This is a genomic window from Novosphingobium sp., from assembly GCF_965228995.1.
Taxonomy (GTDB): domain Bacteria; phylum Pseudomonadota; class Alphaproteobacteria; order Sphingomonadales; family Sphingomonadaceae; genus Novosphingobium.
Window position 1 is genome coordinate 1,012,207 of the sequence record NZ_OZ245852.1, and the last position, 15,591, is coordinate 1,027,797.

At 62.3% G+C, this 15,591-nt stretch carries 12 protein-coding genes and 1 pseudogene; 2 read left to right on the plus strand and 11 right to left on the minus strand.

The window, feature by feature from the left end:
• Position 1: 1 nt before the first annotated feature.
• The 10 genes from ACO056_RS04645 to ACO056_RS04690 form a co-directional block, all read right to left on the minus strand.
• A complete protein-coding gene (locus ACO056_RS04645; protein ID WP_421852522.1) occupies positions 2-874 on the minus strand; it encodes an FkbM family methyltransferase in 873 nt (290 codons plus the stop codon).
• Positions 874-1,293, minus strand: coding sequence for a hypothetical protein (locus ACO056_RS04650; RefSeq protein WP_421852525.1), 420 nt, complete (start codon positions 1,291-1,293; stop codon positions 874-876). The genes ACO056_RS04645 and ACO056_RS04650 overlap by 1 nt, the downstream gene beginning before the upstream one ends.
• Positions 1,290-3,530: a glycosyltransferase gene (locus tag ACO056_RS04655; protein ID WP_421852528.1), complete on the minus strand. Its 2,241-nt coding sequence runs from the start codon at positions 3,528-3,530 to the stop codon at positions 1,290-1,292. The genes ACO056_RS04650 and ACO056_RS04655 overlap by 4 nt, the downstream gene beginning before the upstream one ends.
• Complete coding sequence (locus tag ACO056_RS04660) at positions 3,527-4,183, minus strand: hypothetical protein (RefSeq protein ID WP_421852531.1); 657 nt, start codon at positions 4,181-4,183, stop codon at positions 3,527-3,529. The genes ACO056_RS04655 and ACO056_RS04660 overlap by 4 nt, the downstream gene beginning before the upstream one ends.
• Positions 4,180-5,040: an SAM-dependent methyltransferase gene (locus tag ACO056_RS04665; protein WP_421852534.1), complete on the minus strand. Its 861-nt coding sequence runs from the start codon at positions 5,038-5,040 to the stop codon at positions 4,180-4,182. Before ACO056_RS04665 ends, ACO056_RS04660 begins: the two co-directional genes overlap by 4 nt.
• Positions 5,037-5,735, minus strand: a complete 699-nt coding sequence (locus ACO056_RS04670; protein WP_421852537.1) for an ABC transporter ATP-binding protein — start codon at positions 5,733-5,735, stop codon at positions 5,037-5,039. Before ACO056_RS04670 ends, ACO056_RS04665 begins: the two co-directional genes overlap by 4 nt.
• Positions 5,732-6,538 (minus strand): ABC transporter permease, encoded by an 807-nt coding sequence (locus ACO056_RS04675; protein ID WP_421852540.1) that lies wholly within the window; start codon positions 6,536-6,538, stop codon positions 5,732-5,734. Before ACO056_RS04675 ends, ACO056_RS04670 begins: the two co-directional genes overlap by 4 nt.
• Complete coding sequence (locus tag ACO056_RS04680; protein ID WP_421852543.1) at positions 6,538-7,635, minus strand: hypothetical protein; 1,098 nt, start codon at positions 7,633-7,635, stop codon at positions 6,538-6,540. The genes ACO056_RS04675 and ACO056_RS04680 overlap by 1 nt, the downstream gene beginning before the upstream one ends.
• A 49-nt stretch (positions 7,636-7,684) precedes the next feature.
• Positions 7,685-8,968 (minus strand): glycosyltransferase family 4 protein, encoded by a 1,284-nt coding sequence (locus ACO056_RS04685; protein WP_421852546.1) that lies wholly within the window; start codon positions 8,966-8,968, stop codon positions 7,685-7,687.
• Between the two features lie 388 nt (positions 8,969-9,356).
• Positions 9,357-10,406 (minus strand): glycosyltransferase family 4 protein, encoded by a 1,050-nt coding sequence (locus tag ACO056_RS04690; protein ID WP_421852549.1) that lies wholly within the window; start codon positions 10,404-10,406, stop codon positions 9,357-9,359.
• A gap of 408 nt (positions 10,407-10,814) precedes the next feature.
• On the opposite strand from ACO056_RS04690, the gene ACO056_RS04695 reads away from it, so the two are divergent.
• Entirely contained in the window at positions 10,815-11,939 is a 1,125-nt protein-coding gene (locus ACO056_RS04695) for a CDP-alcohol phosphatidyltransferase family protein (protein ID WP_421852552.1), read from the plus strand.
• 585 nt (positions 11,940-12,524) lie between these two features.
• Here ACO056_RS04695 and ACO056_RS04700 read toward each other — a convergent pair.
• Positions 12,525-12,833 (minus strand): annotated as a pseudogene (locus ACO056_RS04700) (IS5/IS1182 family transposase); the annotation flags it as partial.
• Between the two features lie 1,642 nt (positions 12,834-14,475).
• Here ACO056_RS04700 and rmuC point away from each other — a divergent pair.
• Complete coding sequence (gene rmuC / locus ACO056_RS04705) at positions 14,476-15,327, plus strand: DNA recombination protein RmuC (protein ID WP_421855303.1); 852 nt, start codon at positions 14,476-14,478, stop codon at positions 15,325-15,327.
• Positions 15,328-15,591: the final 264 nt, after the last annotated feature.

Sequence of the window (15,591 nt, forward strand, 5' to 3'; positions counted from 1 at the left end):
GTCATGTCCGCACGAACAGCACGTCGATATAGTCCTGCGCCAGCAGCCACTCCATCGTCTGCGGATTGGCGAGCGGTGCCTTGCCGAGTTCGATGGGGTGGGGCGTGAACCCTTCGAGTTCGGCCAGCACGGCCGCCGGATCGATCCCCGCCTGCTGCATCTGCTTGCGCGACCATTCCATGATCAGGTGAATGCCAGGGCTGCGGCCGATCACGCCGTGCGCTCCCTTCAGCACGGATAGTTCGTGCCCTTCGACGTCGATCTTCATGACGTCGACGATCAGGTCCGGCGGCAGCACGTCGTCCAGGCACACCGCGGGAACGGTGACCGCGACACTTTCGATGCCTTCGGGCGGAGAGAGGCTGGCATTCGCGCCATGGCCCTTGGGTACATAGAGTGTCAGTTCGCCCGGCGTGTCCGCAACTGCAGCCTGATGGAACGTGACCGGCGCGATGGACCAGTTTATCTCGATGTTGCGCCGGAGCAGTTCGGCCAGCTTCGGATTCGGCTCGAACGCGAAGACGCGTCCCGAACCCTGATTGCCGATGATATTTGCGGACAGCACCGAAAAATAGCCGAAGTTGGCGCCGACATCGACGACAACCGTCTCGGGCCCGCACAGGTGGTGAAAGACTTCCGACACATCGGCTTCCCACTGACGGTAAATCACCATCTGGGGAGCGATGATCAGATCGTCGGGGTCGATGAAGTACTTCAGGTTATGGATCGTCTGGGTAAGCATCGAACCATCGGGAAACAACGAGGAATACGGCCCCACCAGCTGACGCACCTCGCTCACCTTCGCCATCACGGCATCGAGCTTTTGTTCAAGCATCGCCAGACGCGCCGCAATATCAGTCGTTGTCTCTTCCATCAGTCCGCTTTCTCTTGGCCATTTGCCGGGTCTGCCGAAGCAATGAAAATGTGGGGATCGAGGCTTGCGTTCTGGTCCGCGAGCCTCGCCTGCCGCAGCAGTTCCGCCGGTGAACGCTTCGGGCTGGTGCGCGTGATCCCCGCGATGACCGCAGCCGCAAATGCGTCGCGCTCCGCGGATTCTTTCTGGCTCCTGCCCGCTGGTCTGCCCGCCAGCTTCGGGCGGATGACAGAGCGGATCGCCTGGCGAAAGGCACCGCGCGCCAGGGGCCAGTCGGCAAAGGCGGCCGTGCGCAGCAGCAGATAGGGAAGAACCTCGTCTTCCACGCACAGGACAGCGGCAAGTCTTGCAGCCTCGTCCTCCGAAATCCGCGCGCCCGTCAAGCAACGGACCGTCGCAAACCATTGCTCGTCGATCATCGGGCGCTCCCCTGCGAAATGGCACTGCGATAGAACTCGGCCACCCCCTCAGCCATCGCGGCGACCGTGTAGCGCTTGCGGAAGGTGTCGTAGGCTCCCTCGGCAAAACGTGTCAGGCTAGCGCGGTCCTGCGCCCAGCGCGCAATCAGCTTGCACGCGTCCGCAACGAAGGCGTCTTCGGTGGCAAACAGGTATCCGGCCGAAGCGTCGATGATCTCGGTAGGACCGCCGCGGTCCAGTGCCAGCACCGGCGCTCCTGCGGACATCGCCTCGATCGCGACCAGCCCGAAGGATTCGAAGCGGCTCGGCATCATGACCACGTCATGTTCGACGAACAGCCGGTCGAGCGTTGTCCGGTCGACGTCACCATGGAAGGTGGCATTGGCAAGGCTGCGCGGATCGACGCCAAACTGGCGGCGGATGTCCTTTGCCACGCTGTCGGTGAGGCTGGTCCCCGCGAAGGAGAACCGGATACGCGGATCGTCTGCCAGTCGAGCCGCTACACGCAGCGCCAGGTCATAGCCCTTGCGTGGCTCGAACCGGCCGGCAAAGAGAACTTTCAGCACACCAGCCTGATCGCGCTGCCTTGCCTTTGCCTCGACGGTAAGGCCCGCAGCGGCCAGCAGATCGGGCGTGCCATGGGGCACGATCCGGGCGCTCTCACCAACGGCCACCCCGTGGATCTGCTCGATCTCGGATACAATCGCCCCGCTGTTCGCGAGAATTGCCGGAGCTCGCGCTAGCAAGGCGCTCTCGGCAGCGATCATGCGATCGACGAAGGCGCGGCCGTGGATGATCCGCTCGGACCATTCAGGCTTGTAGGGGCGAGCGAGGCCATATGTCGTGTGGAGGCTGACGACGGCAGCCAGATCGGGATCGTCGATCACTGGCAGGGCCTCCAGATCCCAGATCGGAAACGATACGAGATCGAGCCCGAAGGTCTTGAGGAAGTCGATCTCCTGCATGATCGCCGCCATCCACTCTGCGACGCCGCTTTCGGGCACCCCATAGCGCCCGGCAATCCGGGCCGCGTTTGCCGGCTGGCGCGAAACGCCGTGATGCCAGATTCCGCCCTGGAACCGCCTGAACGGCTCACCATCCGCGCGCGTGATGACATGCACGGCGATGCCCAGATCGCGCAGGCCGGTGGCCAGCAGCCCCGTCCACCGCGCGATCCCCGCGTCATTCTCCGGCGGGAACCCCTGCGAGACCAGCGCGACCCGCATGCCCTTGGGCCGTTGCACCGACATGAGCGGTTCAGGCGCAATATCACGGCGCAAGTCACCCCGCGCTTTGCCCGCACCAATCGCCTCGTAACTCCGGCGCAAACCATCTTCGCTACCCTGCTCGACATCGAGATCGAGCTGGACGCGGTGCTGTGAAGAAATGTCGCCGTGGTCCGCCAGCCAGGCGTTGGCCCGCAGCAGTTCGTTGCGATAGGCGGCAAGCTGCTCGGCTACCTTGCCGAACCCTTCCTTCTGCCCATGGCGATTGATGAAGTAGGTCTTGCTGACCACCGAGGGGTAGAGCGTCTTGGGCTTGCGCGTGTGCGAGCGGATATGGCTCTCGGCGAACTGGTGAAACACCATTGCCGCCGGTTCGTAGTGAATGTGCCAGCCCGCATCGACGAGGCGCAGGCAGACGTCGGTCTCGTCAAGCAGATAGGCAAAGGTGTGATCGAACCCGCCAATCTCGCGCAGCGCCGCTGTGCGAAAACTCGAATTGGTGCCGAGCAGGCTCGGATAGAGCGGCGAGCCGGGAAAGTTCAGGGGGCGTTCGTCAAACAAGTCCTCGGGAAAGAACGCATTGCCGAACCGGTCGCACACGGTCTTGCGCACCTGCCAGCGCACCCCGGTGTTATCGATGGTGAAGCCTCCCACACCGCCGGTCGCGGGATTGGCATAATGCCGTGCAAGGTAGCGCAACCATAGCGGGTGAGGCACCGCATCATCGTCGAGAAACGCGACGATATCACCTGCCGCTGCCTCGATACCCACGTTGCGCGAAACCGAGAGATTGGGAACGTCGCAGCGCAAATGCTTGATCCGCCCGTGCCATGCGCCAAGCACCTCTTCCGAATTGTCGGTCGAGGGACCATTGACGACGATCAGTTCGAACGACGGATAATCGAGCTGGAGCACACCCTGGATCGCATCGCCAAGCAGAGTGCCGCGATTGAGCGTGTTGATCACGATCGAGAACGACGGGCACTGCGCGTCGGGCGGGAACCGGTTCATAGCTCGTGCTCCCCAACCAGTTCGAGCCAGATGCGGTTCGCGCGCTCGAAGCGGGTGTCCTGCACCATCGCCACCACCAGCTCATCGCACGAGCCGCAGCGGCGCAGGAGGTCAAGCGTATGATGATCGGCAATTCCGCCAACCTGCCACAGCAGCCGCCCGAACACCGCGACGTCCGGCTCTCCCGGCACCTGCAGCGCACCCGAGCCCTCGGTATGGAAGCGGATCGGCGCCTGTCCCTCGTCGCAGCCGCTACGCGCCATGACGAAGCGCAAATGTTCGATCACATCCGACGGCTGCGCACCGAAGGCGCAGGCGGTGCGATAGGCAATCTCGGCGCGGTCGAAGGCGTTCTGTTCCTTCGCCATGTGGCCGCGCTGCACCCAGTAGCTGCGCTCCCACGGATAGAGCCTGAGCGCGGCGGCATAGGCCGCCTCGGCCTCAGCCCAGCGCTGCTGATCGCGCAGGGAATCCGCAGTGGCGATCTGGGCCGCAAAACGGCTGTCACCCAGCGCAGCAGCCTGCGAAGAAGCAACAAGCGAGGCGCGATCGGTCATGTCGATATCCGCCGCTCGGCCTATTCCCGCAACGACCGCACCCGCGCTCTTGCGCAGCGACTTCGCGAGGCCGCCCCCAAGCCTCGGCTTCATCATGCGGCCTTCCTCACCACCAGCCCGTACGAAGTTGTCACCCACTGCGCGATTTGCAGCTTGAGGTGATTTTCCTGGGCATAGGGCGGCACGTCGATATGCTGATCGAGCGGCTGGTCGCCGAGGTCGAAATTGAGCACGATGTCATGCCCCCGGCGGCGCAGGCGGCGCGCCAGGGCAAGGAAATCGCGCTTCCGGAACAGCACGGTCGAGGCATTGTCGAGCGTCTGATCATCCGACTGGCAGTTGAATTCGGTGGTGTGCACGGCAACCCCCCCGGGTTTGAGGCAATCGAGCGACGCCTCGATGAAGGCCAGCCCTTGCTCGATCGAACCGAGATGCTCGAGCGCGCAGGCGGACCAGCAGAAATCGAAACCGGTCAGATCGCGGTCGATCCGGTTCATGTCCATGAAGCGGAAGTCGACCAGCCGCTCGAACTGCTCGGGCGGACACAGCCCGCGTCCGTTCAGCACTTCCTTGCTGCGGGCATGCTGGTCGGTTTCGACCCAGCCTTGCTGCGCCGCGCGCTCGACTTCAAGATCGGTCGCCATCACGCCGATTCCCCGCGCCGCGAAGGCGGCTGTCAGCGGCTCGTCGCCCACGCCAAAGCCCAGTCCGCGCCGCCCCTCTTCCAGCATCCCGGCCGTGTGCAAGGCTTGCAGGATATAGCAGAACTCCCACTGCTTGCGGTGGGTGCTCGGGTTCTCGTAGAGCGCATGGCTCCACTGCGCATAGAGCGGGTCCTGCATCTGCTTGTAGGTGCACGCCTGCGAGACCGGGTGCACGAACGACGCTTCCCCCGGCACGACGACCGCTTGCGCAAACAGCCGCGTCAATTTCTTCAGTGCATTCAAAGTCATGCGATTACAGGTTCCACAAAAGGCCAGCCGGGAGGCGGCCGCCAGCCGATCAGTTCCTTGAAGTCGGCGTAGGCGAGCTCGAAGTCGTCGTACTGTTTCAACTTGCCGTCATGCAGCACGCCCCAGCGCGTGCAGTGGTCGCGGACGTAGGCGGCATCGTGCGAGATGATGATCATGGCGCGGTTGCCGCGGCGTTCGAACAGTTCGTGGTTGCACTTGTCGTGAAACCGCGCATCCCCGACCGAGGCGATCTCGTCGATCAGGAAGCAATCGAACTCGATGATCATCGAGATCGCGAAAGCGAGCCGTGCTTTCATGCCAGAGGAATAGGACCTCAGCGGTTCGCGCAGGTAGGGGCCGAGCTCGGCAAAGTCCTCGACATAGGCGAGGTTGCGCTCGAAATCCTGCTGGTAGATCCGGCTGATGAAGCGGATATTGTCGGTCCCGGTGAGGTTGTACTGAAACCCCCCGCCGAACGCGAGCGGCCAGGATATCGACATGCTGCTGTCGATCCGGCCCGAAGTCGGCCGCTCGGCCCCGCTGATCAGGCGCACCAGGGTCGATTTGCCCGCACCATTCCGGCCGAGGATGCCCAGCCGTTCGCCCATGCCGAGATTGAAGTTGATCCCGTCGAGCACCACCTTTCCGCCCGTCCGGGTGGGGTAGACCTTGCGCAGATCGCTGACGGAAATCATTCCGGCACCACTACCCGCGCAACCTTGCGGACCTGAAACAGTGCCAGCGCCGTCAGCAGCAGGCTGAGCGGCAGGACGTAGCCGAGATTGTAATGCGCGCGCGCCGCAGAGCCGAAGTAGCCTTCGCGCACGATTTCCACGCCGTGGACCATCGGGATGTAGAGGACGATTTCCTGCGCGATCTTCGGCAGCGCATCGACCATGAAGGCCGAGCCCGAGAGCGGAAAGATCAGATAGGCCGCCGGATGCCAGATCTTGTCGACGAGCTCATACTCGTGGGAGAGCGCGCCAAGCCAGATGGCGAGGGCGGATCCGAACCAAGCGATGGTCAGCCAGCCCCCGGCGATCTCGAGAATGTCATGCGGCGGGGCAAGCCAGCCGATCGAAATGAACAGCAGGCTGAGCGTGGTGAACGAGATCGTCGCGCCGCCAAACTCGAGCATCAACCTCGCAAGGTAGATATCGAGCACGCGGATGTTGCGGTGGAACAGTAACGAAAGGCTGCCCTGCAGCGCGCCGATGCAGCGACCGGGCATGTTGCGCCACAAGAGCACGCTGGAATAGCCGGTCAGCGCAAAAGCCACGATCGGAAGGTTGCTGCCGTGGACCGATTTGGTCGCGGTCCACAAGGCAGTAACCCCGAGCGTGAAGATCATCGGCTCCACGAACAGCCACAGAAAGCCGATGTTGTGCCGCCCGTACCGCGTCAGCACCTCGCGCATGAACAGCGCACGCAGGATGCGCAGCTGCACCTGCAGGCTATGCGCGAACGGGGCGGTGGGCTGCGGACCGATGCTGGCCATCAGTCGTGGTGCTCCCGGATCCCGGCGATCAGCGTGCGCAGCACACCCCAGGCAATCAGGCCCAGGATGAAAGTGGCCAGAATACCCTTCCAGCGGTGCGGTTCGAGGGGATAATCGGGTAGATTGGGCTCGGCAATCCGCTCGACATAGGCCTGCTTGCGCCGCGCCTCGGCTTCCGCGTCCTGCACCGAGGCAAGCGCCGCGGCGAGCTGCTTGGCGGCAACTTCGGCATCAAGCTGCAGCGCCTGGTACCGCACTGCGTCACCCGAAAGCGAATTCGGCGCACCGGCGATCTGGCCGGTCTGGTCCGCGATCTCCGCACCAAGCGCCGCGATGCGGGTCTTGAGCGTCGGGATCTGGGGATTTTCCGGCGTATACTGCTGCATCTGCGCCAGCTCGGTCCGCGCGCCGATCAACTCGTCCTGCAGCTTGGACACCATCTGCAACCGCACCGTCGCTTCCTTCTCAGGATCGAGAATCCGGCGCGAATTGCGAAACTCCGCAAGCGCCACGGCGGCATTGCGCGCGCGGTCCTTGGCACGATCGACTTCGGCCTGTGCGAGCTGGATCGTATCCTTCTGCGCGCGTTCGTTGAGGCGGTTGACCAGCTGTTCGGCGTGCCCGAGCAGCCGCTGGTTGATCATCTGCGCATCGTGGGGGCTGAAGGCTGAAACCGAAAGCCGGGTGACCTGCGTCCCGGCGTCGAAGTCGATGCCCACTTTCGCGGAGAAATACGCGTAGAAATGCTCGAACGTCTTCCCGTTGAACAGCCCGCCGAAGCGGTCGAACATCGAGAGATCGTCGCGCGAATAGGCTTTCAGGACCGCGTTGTCGCGATTGGCATCGCGCAGCGCATCGCGCGAGCGGACATATTCGACCACAGTATAGCTCTTGTCGCCCGAGGTGCTGAGGCCACTTGCCCCGAGTACGAAACCAAGCGCGGAACTGGTTTGCTTGTCAGGGCTTCTCACCACGAAGCGAGCCTCGGATATGTAGATATCCGCGGCGAACAGCGCGAAATAGAGCACGGCAATCGCAGTTGGCAGAACGACAGCCAGCAGAAACAGGGGATCGGCAAAAGGGAAGCGTTTCAACACGGGTATTTCGATCTTTCGTAAGGCCTTCGAGGGAGCACTGGCCGCGTGCTCATTCACCCAGCAGGGCGTGCTGGCCTTCAACCACAGGCGGGAACGGCACGGGACCGACCGATCGAACGATAGGCCTCTCGCCGCTCATGCGCGGGTGCGGCATTGCGCCGAAGGATCGAGGCAAGGCCCTCAATTCCTCTAGCCAGCCTTCGATCTGCGCGAAGTGGGTGCTCCAGGTCGGCGGCGAATAGCTGCCGAGCATGCGCAGCTGGCGCGCTTTTTCGGGACCATTCTCGAGAAACGAGAGGATCATCCGTTCCCACGAGATCGCGTCGAGCGGGTCGAGCAATGTCGGGATGCCGCAGCCGATTTCGCGGAAACAGGGCAGATCGCTGGCAATGACCGGGGTGCCGAGCGCCATGGCTTCCACCACCGGCAGGCCGAACCCTTCGGCAAACGAAGGGAGCAGCAGGGCCTGCGCCGAGCGGATCCAGCGACCGAGCTCGGCATCCTCGCAGTGCGACAGGATCATCACGTGATCCCGAATGCCGCGGCCGCGATCGAGCATGTTGAGGACATGCTCGGCCTCGGCGCCTTTCTGGCCAATCAGCACGAGCTTGGGCGCTGCTCGCCCCAGCCGTTCCACCAGCCGCTGCCAGATCTGCAGCAGCATGAAGTGGTTCTTGCGCCCTTCGATCGTGCCGACGCAGACGAAGTGCTGCCCCGTCTTGATCGGGACGACATCGTTCGAACCCAGGTTTGCGCCGGCCAGCCAGGACGCCGTGATCGGCGGGATCGGAATGCCATGGCTGCGCCCGAACGATTCCAGTTCGTCCGCCGTCGAGCGCGAATTGGCAATCACGCCGGCCGAAGAAAACAGCGCGTTCATCACGCGCCCGCGGTGCCGCTCGACAGCCTCCGTGCGGCAGAACTCGGCATGAGTCAGTGGGATCAGATCGTGGATGAGGTAGATCGGCTTGACGTTGCTGCGGCGCGTCCAGTCCGGCAGGCTCGCCAGATCGATGTCGGTGTGGCCGACGTTCAGATAAAACGCACCGCGCCCGTCGATCCGCCTCGGCGCAAGCGAGAGCGCGCGCGGGGCAAGCAAAGCAAGCCGCGCGCGAAAATCGGCGTCAGGCACTTGCAGTGCGGCAAACAGTTCGTCCGAATGGCGCGGTGTCAGTACCCGCGCAACGCCGCGGTGCTGCACGACCGCCAGCGAGCGCTCTGCGAAGTTCTGCAGATAGGCGTAACAGACCCGGTCAATTCCGGTGGGGAGCCTGCGGGACCAGCTCCGCCAGACCAGGCGGCTCACGTCGAGCAGAAAGGGCCGCTCAACCATGCCGGGCGGTCAATTCAGGAGCGAACCCGAGGTCACGTTCGTGTGCTCGTTCGCAGGTGCGGCAAGGGGCTTTGCAACGCTCCGCATGCAAAGAGTCCACCGCCCGCAATTCTGCAAACTCGATCGACGACACCATCAAACCAATTCACTTTGCGCTAGGCCGGACTTTGTCGGAGTAGCACAAATGTTTTTGCGCCCGCAATATGACAAACAAATGTGACAAAATGTGTAATTCAAGGATTGCGCCATATTGAATGAATTGCGCGACGAGTCGAAAGTTCGATGAATCATGAAATGTACGATATACTATCGATATATCCATAATGGATGTTTTTTACTGAGGTAAAGACCGTATACTGCGATAGGTAAGCGCGCCTAAGCCATGCCATCAGCACCCCAGCACGCTGCGGTAGACCGCCAGATTTTGCACTGCAAAACGCTCCCACGAAAATGTTGCCGCCCGGGCGAGGCCCGCGCTGCGCAGCGTTTCTGCAAGGCCCGGTTCGTCGAGAACGCGGCGCAGGGCTTCGGCCATCGCGGCGGTGTCGTGAACTGGCGCGAGCAGACCGGCGCCGCCCAGCACTTCCGGCATGGCCGAATGATCGGAGGCGACCACGGGGCAGCCACAGGCCATCGCTTCAAGCAATGGCAGCCCGAAGCCCTCGCAGAACGATGGGTGCAGCAGGCAATCCGCCGCAGCATAAAGCGCCACGAGCGAGGCATCGTCGACGGCCTCGAGGAAATGCACCCGCTCGGCAATGCCAAGGGACCCGGCAAGCGCGCGCAGATCCTCGGCATTCCTGCTAAGTCGCTGCACGAAGACGAAGCAGGTGTCCTCGCGGTTGCCGCAAGCTTCGGCAAAGACGCGCAAGGCGCCTTCGTGGTTCTTGTAGGGCACATATTGCCCCACCGTCAGCACGATCCGCTTTCCAGGTTCGAGCCCAAGTCCGGCAAGGTGTTCGGCCGCATTGCCAACCGGCCGGTGTTCGCCGGTAACCCCGAGCAGCGCGGCATGAACCCGCCCGGCAAGCTCGGGCTTCCAGCGCAGCAATTCCTGCCTGCTCGCGTCGCTGACCGTGGTGATCGCCGCGGCGCTGCGCAGGGCGCGGTTGATGCCGTGGCGATAGAACCGGCCTTCGAGCGGGCGCGAGAAGCGTGCTTTGCACCATTCCGGATTAGTCAGCCACATGATGTCGTGCACGGTCGTGACGCAGGGCATCGTCAGGCCGGCGGGCATGATGTTGAAGGTTGCATGGAACAACTGCACGTCCTCAAGCGGGGCCACTCTCGGCAGCCACCACATTGTCGCAGGGCTGTTTGCTGCTGCATGAACAACCACCTCGCGCGCGTTCGCGGCAGACGAAAGCCGGTGCGGCGCGTCAGTCCGCTTCAGGAAGATAAACTCCAGATCCGGCGCCAGAATGGGTAGATAATCCACCAATGCCTGCTGCACTTTGCCAATCCCGCTAGGGCGCGGCCCGATGTAGCGGCAGTCAACACAGATTTTCGTCATGGAGCGGGAAGGCACTTTTACTCTTGAGGTAAAAAATATGGTGACAATTTCAATGTATTAACGTCTTACACGAAGATATGCTAGGGCCTAATCAGCGTCGAATCAAACCAATTTGGTTTCGTTTGCTTGCCGAGCCCACATTTCAATCCCGAGTGTTAACGCCGCCATGTCACCTGAATCCGCGAAAGCTCCACAATCCGCCCCGTGTATTCGCGCATACGTCGATTCCCCCCGGGCGGCACTACAGCAGAACCCTGATGCGGCGCGGCCAAGGCCTCGTCGATTGACACGATGGCGTCTCGGATCTGCCCCAACAGGGATGGCATGCACTTGATGAACGACAGACAACGAGGTCTGGACCTGGCGCTGCCAACCGATGAGCCTCTGGCTCCGCCTTCCGGGTTGCGGCCGGTTCATCTCGTGTTCCCCGATGCGCGGACGGCCGAGTATCTCGTCGCCGGGTTGCCGCTGGCGGCGCGGCTGATCCATGCGATTGCAACAGGGGCGCAAGGCGCGCCGATCAGTGTGGGCGTTGCCACAGGGCCATGGTTTCCCTCGCGCCGCTGCGTCAGCGAATGCCGCCGGCTCGCTGGTTCAAGCCCCCTGCGGATCGGCGCAGACGGAGCGCCAGACAGCGATGCCCTTGTGGTCGATGCCCTCGATGCGCTTGCGGCCCTCACGCGCAAGGCGCGCGAAACCATGGGCAATCGGGCACCGCGCCCGGGCATGCCTGCGGCAAACCCGGATCAGGCCCTGCGCGAGGCAGACCGCCTGTTCCTGCTCGCAACTGCCAAGCCGCAGGACGGACTGTTCTCGCGCACCTTCAACCGGCCGGTTTCGCGCAGCATCACGCGGCTTGTGTTTCGCTTTGCCTGGATCGAGCCGCTCCACGCAACCGCCGGAACCGCGCTGATTGCCCTGTGCATGCTCATCGCCATGCTGGGCTCGCCAGCGCACGGCGCCCTGATCGGCGCGCTGCTGTTTCAGGCGGCCTCGGTCTTCGACGGGGTGGACGGCGAAATTGCCCGCGCGACCTTCCGCACCTCACCGGCAGGCGCCCGGCTCGATAGCCTGATTGACGCCGCAACCAATCTGGCGTTCGTCGCCGGCCTCTCGGCCAATCTCTGGTTGCGCGGCGATACCATTGCGGCGATCGCGGGTCTTGCCGGCCTCGCCCTGCTCCTGGCGGGCCTCGCACAGATCGGCCGACGCGCGCAGATGCTGGGTGAGCCGATCAACTTCGAAGCGGTCAAGGTTCACCTCCGCCGCAAGCCGACAAGGCGCTGGCTGGTCGATATCCTGATCTGGCTGACCATGCGCGATTTCATCGCCTTCGCCGCCGCGCTGCTGGCGGTGCTGGGCAAGGCGATCTGGGTGCCCTACATCTTCCTGAGCGTCGCGGTGTGCTGGTTCTTCGCCATCACCGTGATCCTAGCCCGGAGTGCCGGACGTCGTTGATCGACGTTTCAGGGCGCTGCCGGTCGTCGGAAAGGTGGGGTAGCGGGAACCGCAAAGCTCTCCTAACTACCTGTAATTAAATGAAATTCTGCACCGCAGCAGAAAATGAGGCCCTACGCAATGGCCCCACTCCCTTTCCGTAAATCGGGTTTGAAGCTTGAACGTGATCCACTTGTGGACCACTCGCTGGGCGGTGCTCCGATACCCCGGCAAGCGAAGGCAGGCAATTTCTAGCCGCTCCGCTGACTGAGTTTCTCCTTGCCTGTTGCGACAATGGACGTCGATTGCCACCTCAATTCCAGTCGTTCCCGCCCTCGGATCGATGGATCGAAATATGTCGGTCATCCGGGCCGACAGAACAGTCTTGGATTGACGTGGTCTGGGACAATTCTGCCAGTCGCCGTCACAAATGTGCACGTCTGGTTTCGCCGAAACTGGACAATCGTGGAGCTGGACACTTCGAAGAACCGGCTGATTTCGGCGTGGAGGCGAAGAGAGGCCAGATTTGAGCGTGCGGAGCACCGTTCTCCTGGTCTTTATCGCTGACTTCCGTGCTGGACTGCCCTTCCGGGGCCGGTTTTCGCGTCATGCGGGCGCAGTACGCCCTTCAAGCCAGGCGAGGCGTTGGAAGTTATAGGCCAGGTTCGCCATGCCGATCTTGATGCGAGCCCGCGCGATTCCGATAGTGCGGACGATCAGGCCCATCCGGTGTTTCTGGCCGGCGAACACATGCTCGACCGCCGAGCGTATGGCGGAGCGTTTGGCATTGGCTCTGGCGATGCGCTCGGGCATCGGCCGGCGTGGCGGCTTTTTCTGATGGATGTGGCTGGTGAACATGCACTTGGCGAGGAACGCCTCGTTCTTCTTCGATCGGTAGGCGGTATCGGCCCATATGGGCGTCGGGCACCCAGTCAAATGGACCGACGTGGCTCCGGTTCCCTTCGCTTTTTCCAACTCGCTGCGTAATTCGGCCGACAGTTCGTCGGTTAGCGGCAAAATGCAGGGTTGGTCAGTGCCTGGATTAGTCCATCCGATAATCGGAACGAGGTTCTCGGGGAACCAGCCCTCTTCATCGTCGCGCTTGGCTATCTGCGGGGAGTAGAAGGACTTCTCCTGGCCAATTCCCTCAACGCGCTCCGAATAGCCGGAGAGATCGTAGACCTGCCCGTGCGTGATAACCCCGTCCTGACGACGGCCGAGCGCCCGGCGAAGGGCTTCGCAGTGTAATCTGCTGTCCCCATCAAGTTCGAACTCGTATTCATCCCAGGCAAAAAGCTGAAGCCCGCGATCAAGGTTTCGCTCTACGCCCTCAACGAACTCGATCACGTCGGCTTCCTCGAGCATGATCTCGCGTGTCTCGATCGCGTCACCTATTCCGCTCGTAATGAGAAGACCTAGGGCACCTTCACCATGGATTTCCGGTGTCACTGCAGCGAACCGTTCGAACACAATGCCCGCCTGCTGCTTGGCCTTTTCAAACTGTTCCTCGTCGACGACTGCCGCCGCGTCCGGCCCCAGTGCCGCAATGGGATTGAGGAGGAATGCCTGCGCACGCTCACCAGCCACGCGCCGACCGGGCATGCGCTTGACCTCGCGCAGTACAGTGCCGACTTCGGGTGAGATCATGATCTGGATGATCCCGTCAGGCGTCGGCAGGTCGTATCGGCCGCGCACCTGGCTCGACTTATCAAATACTTCGAGCCAGTCGGCGGGCGCGCCCTCGAACCACGGCTCGACCTCCACTAGGCCTAGTCCTTCCGAGCGACGCACCGCCATCTGCAGCCGGTCCGGAGTGAGAACCACAGTTCTATAAAGAAAGTCGTCGAGCGAGGCGCCAGCTGCCATGGCCAACTTACGGATTTCTCCCCAGGCCCGGCGTTGCTCGGCTTCGTTCCGTTCCCCTTCCTGACGGCGCGCAAACCGCCGGATGCGCTCGATCAGGTTCCAGACGCTTGGAGTAACGAGTTCAAAACTGCCATCGACTTCGAGCGCTCCACCCTTGAGCCTGGCACCAGACAATGGTCGACGTTCCGCATCTAACCAGCCATCGATTGCGACCGAGAAATCTCGGTCGGTCAATGAGTTCCGGCTGACAATTTTCGGAACTGCCATTGTGAACGACGGAAGGTCAAGTCTCGCAAGCTCTTCTGCGGCCTCCTCGTCCTCTAACAACACGAAAAGCTGGGACCAGTTCAGGCGGTGGCCATCATCTGCCCGCTCTGCCAACCCCTCATCCGCCAACTGTTCGAGAAGCGCCGCCGCCGCCATCGACTTAGGGGTCGGCTCGCTACCAATAGTGATGAGAACACCGCCATGCTCGAGGATAAGTGATCGCATGCCTACTTGGCGGACGCCCTGCTCTGTAGCCTTCCTGCCCCAAATCATGAGCGCAGATACCATGCGCCGCGACGCTCCGCCCAAGCGAAGTTCCTACGGGTGAGTTCAGTTGTAGCTGGGCTGAATCGCGGCGCGTACAGGTATCGACGAGATCGCCGAGAGTGATGCTCATGATGCGCTCAGCCAGATCGCTGACCATATCTTCTCCAACCTGCGCGGATCTAGCAACCTTGCCTTCGCCGCATCGCGCCGAACAGTCGAGGCCCTTGCGGATCGCCTCCGCGAGCGTTCAGAACGAGCCAATGTGCCGGAAGAGTTCTTCCCGCATCACGGCAGCCTGTCAAAGGAGCTCCGCGAGATGCTGGAGACACGCCTCAAGGCTGGCGACCAGCCAACCACCGCGGTAGCGACTACTACGCTAGAGCTCGGCATTGATCTGGGCAGCGTCCAATCGGTTGCCCAAGTGGGTGCACCCAGATCGCTTTCAGGTCTGAAGCAACGCCTGGGTCGGAGCGGCCGTCGCGGTAGCCCGGCGGTACTTCGGATTTATGTCCGCGAAGACCATCTCGATCCGGATTCCGATCCGCTGGACAAGCTATGCGAGAAATATGTCCATCCGCCGTATTCGACCGATTTCGCGATCATGTACCTACCGACCGAGGGCTTGTTCGCCGAGGTGATACGGCGCCCCGGCCTTGCCAGCGAGATCCAGACTAAGCACCGCATCATGATACAGGGCCCCACCACGCTAGCTGCGCTCCTCAGCAGCTTGCAGATGGGCTTTCGCACGCTGGCGATCGAAAAGCGTTCAAGCGAGGTCTGGCAGGTTCTCGGCGCAGCGAAAGCCGAGTTCCTCAAGTACGGGCAAGTCTGGGAGAAGCTCGGCAAGCAGCTCGACACCGCCCGCAAAACCGTCGACGAGGCTGGCAAGCGCACCCGGGCGGTCAACCGTAAGCTGCGCGACGTTGAAACCCTAGAGGGACCCGAAACGCCAGCACTCATCGAACTGGTGCTGGGCGAGGAAGACGACCAGGAGCTTTCGCCGATTTAAGCCAAGGATTTATCAGCCTCCGCTCACATCAGCAGGGTTGTGGTAGACTCATTCGGACGCTGAACATGCAACGGGTTTCAGCGCCCAAAAATAACCTCGCTATGGCAGCACTCGCGGCGACTCCTGTCGGGACGTATGGCAACGTTGGGTTTCAGCGCGAGCGGACTTCTAAACATCTGCGGTGGGATGGTAAAAGTTGGTCGATACCCGAAGCTCAGACGTTACCTGACTTGCCACGCACAGCGACCGGAATTGGGCCGACAG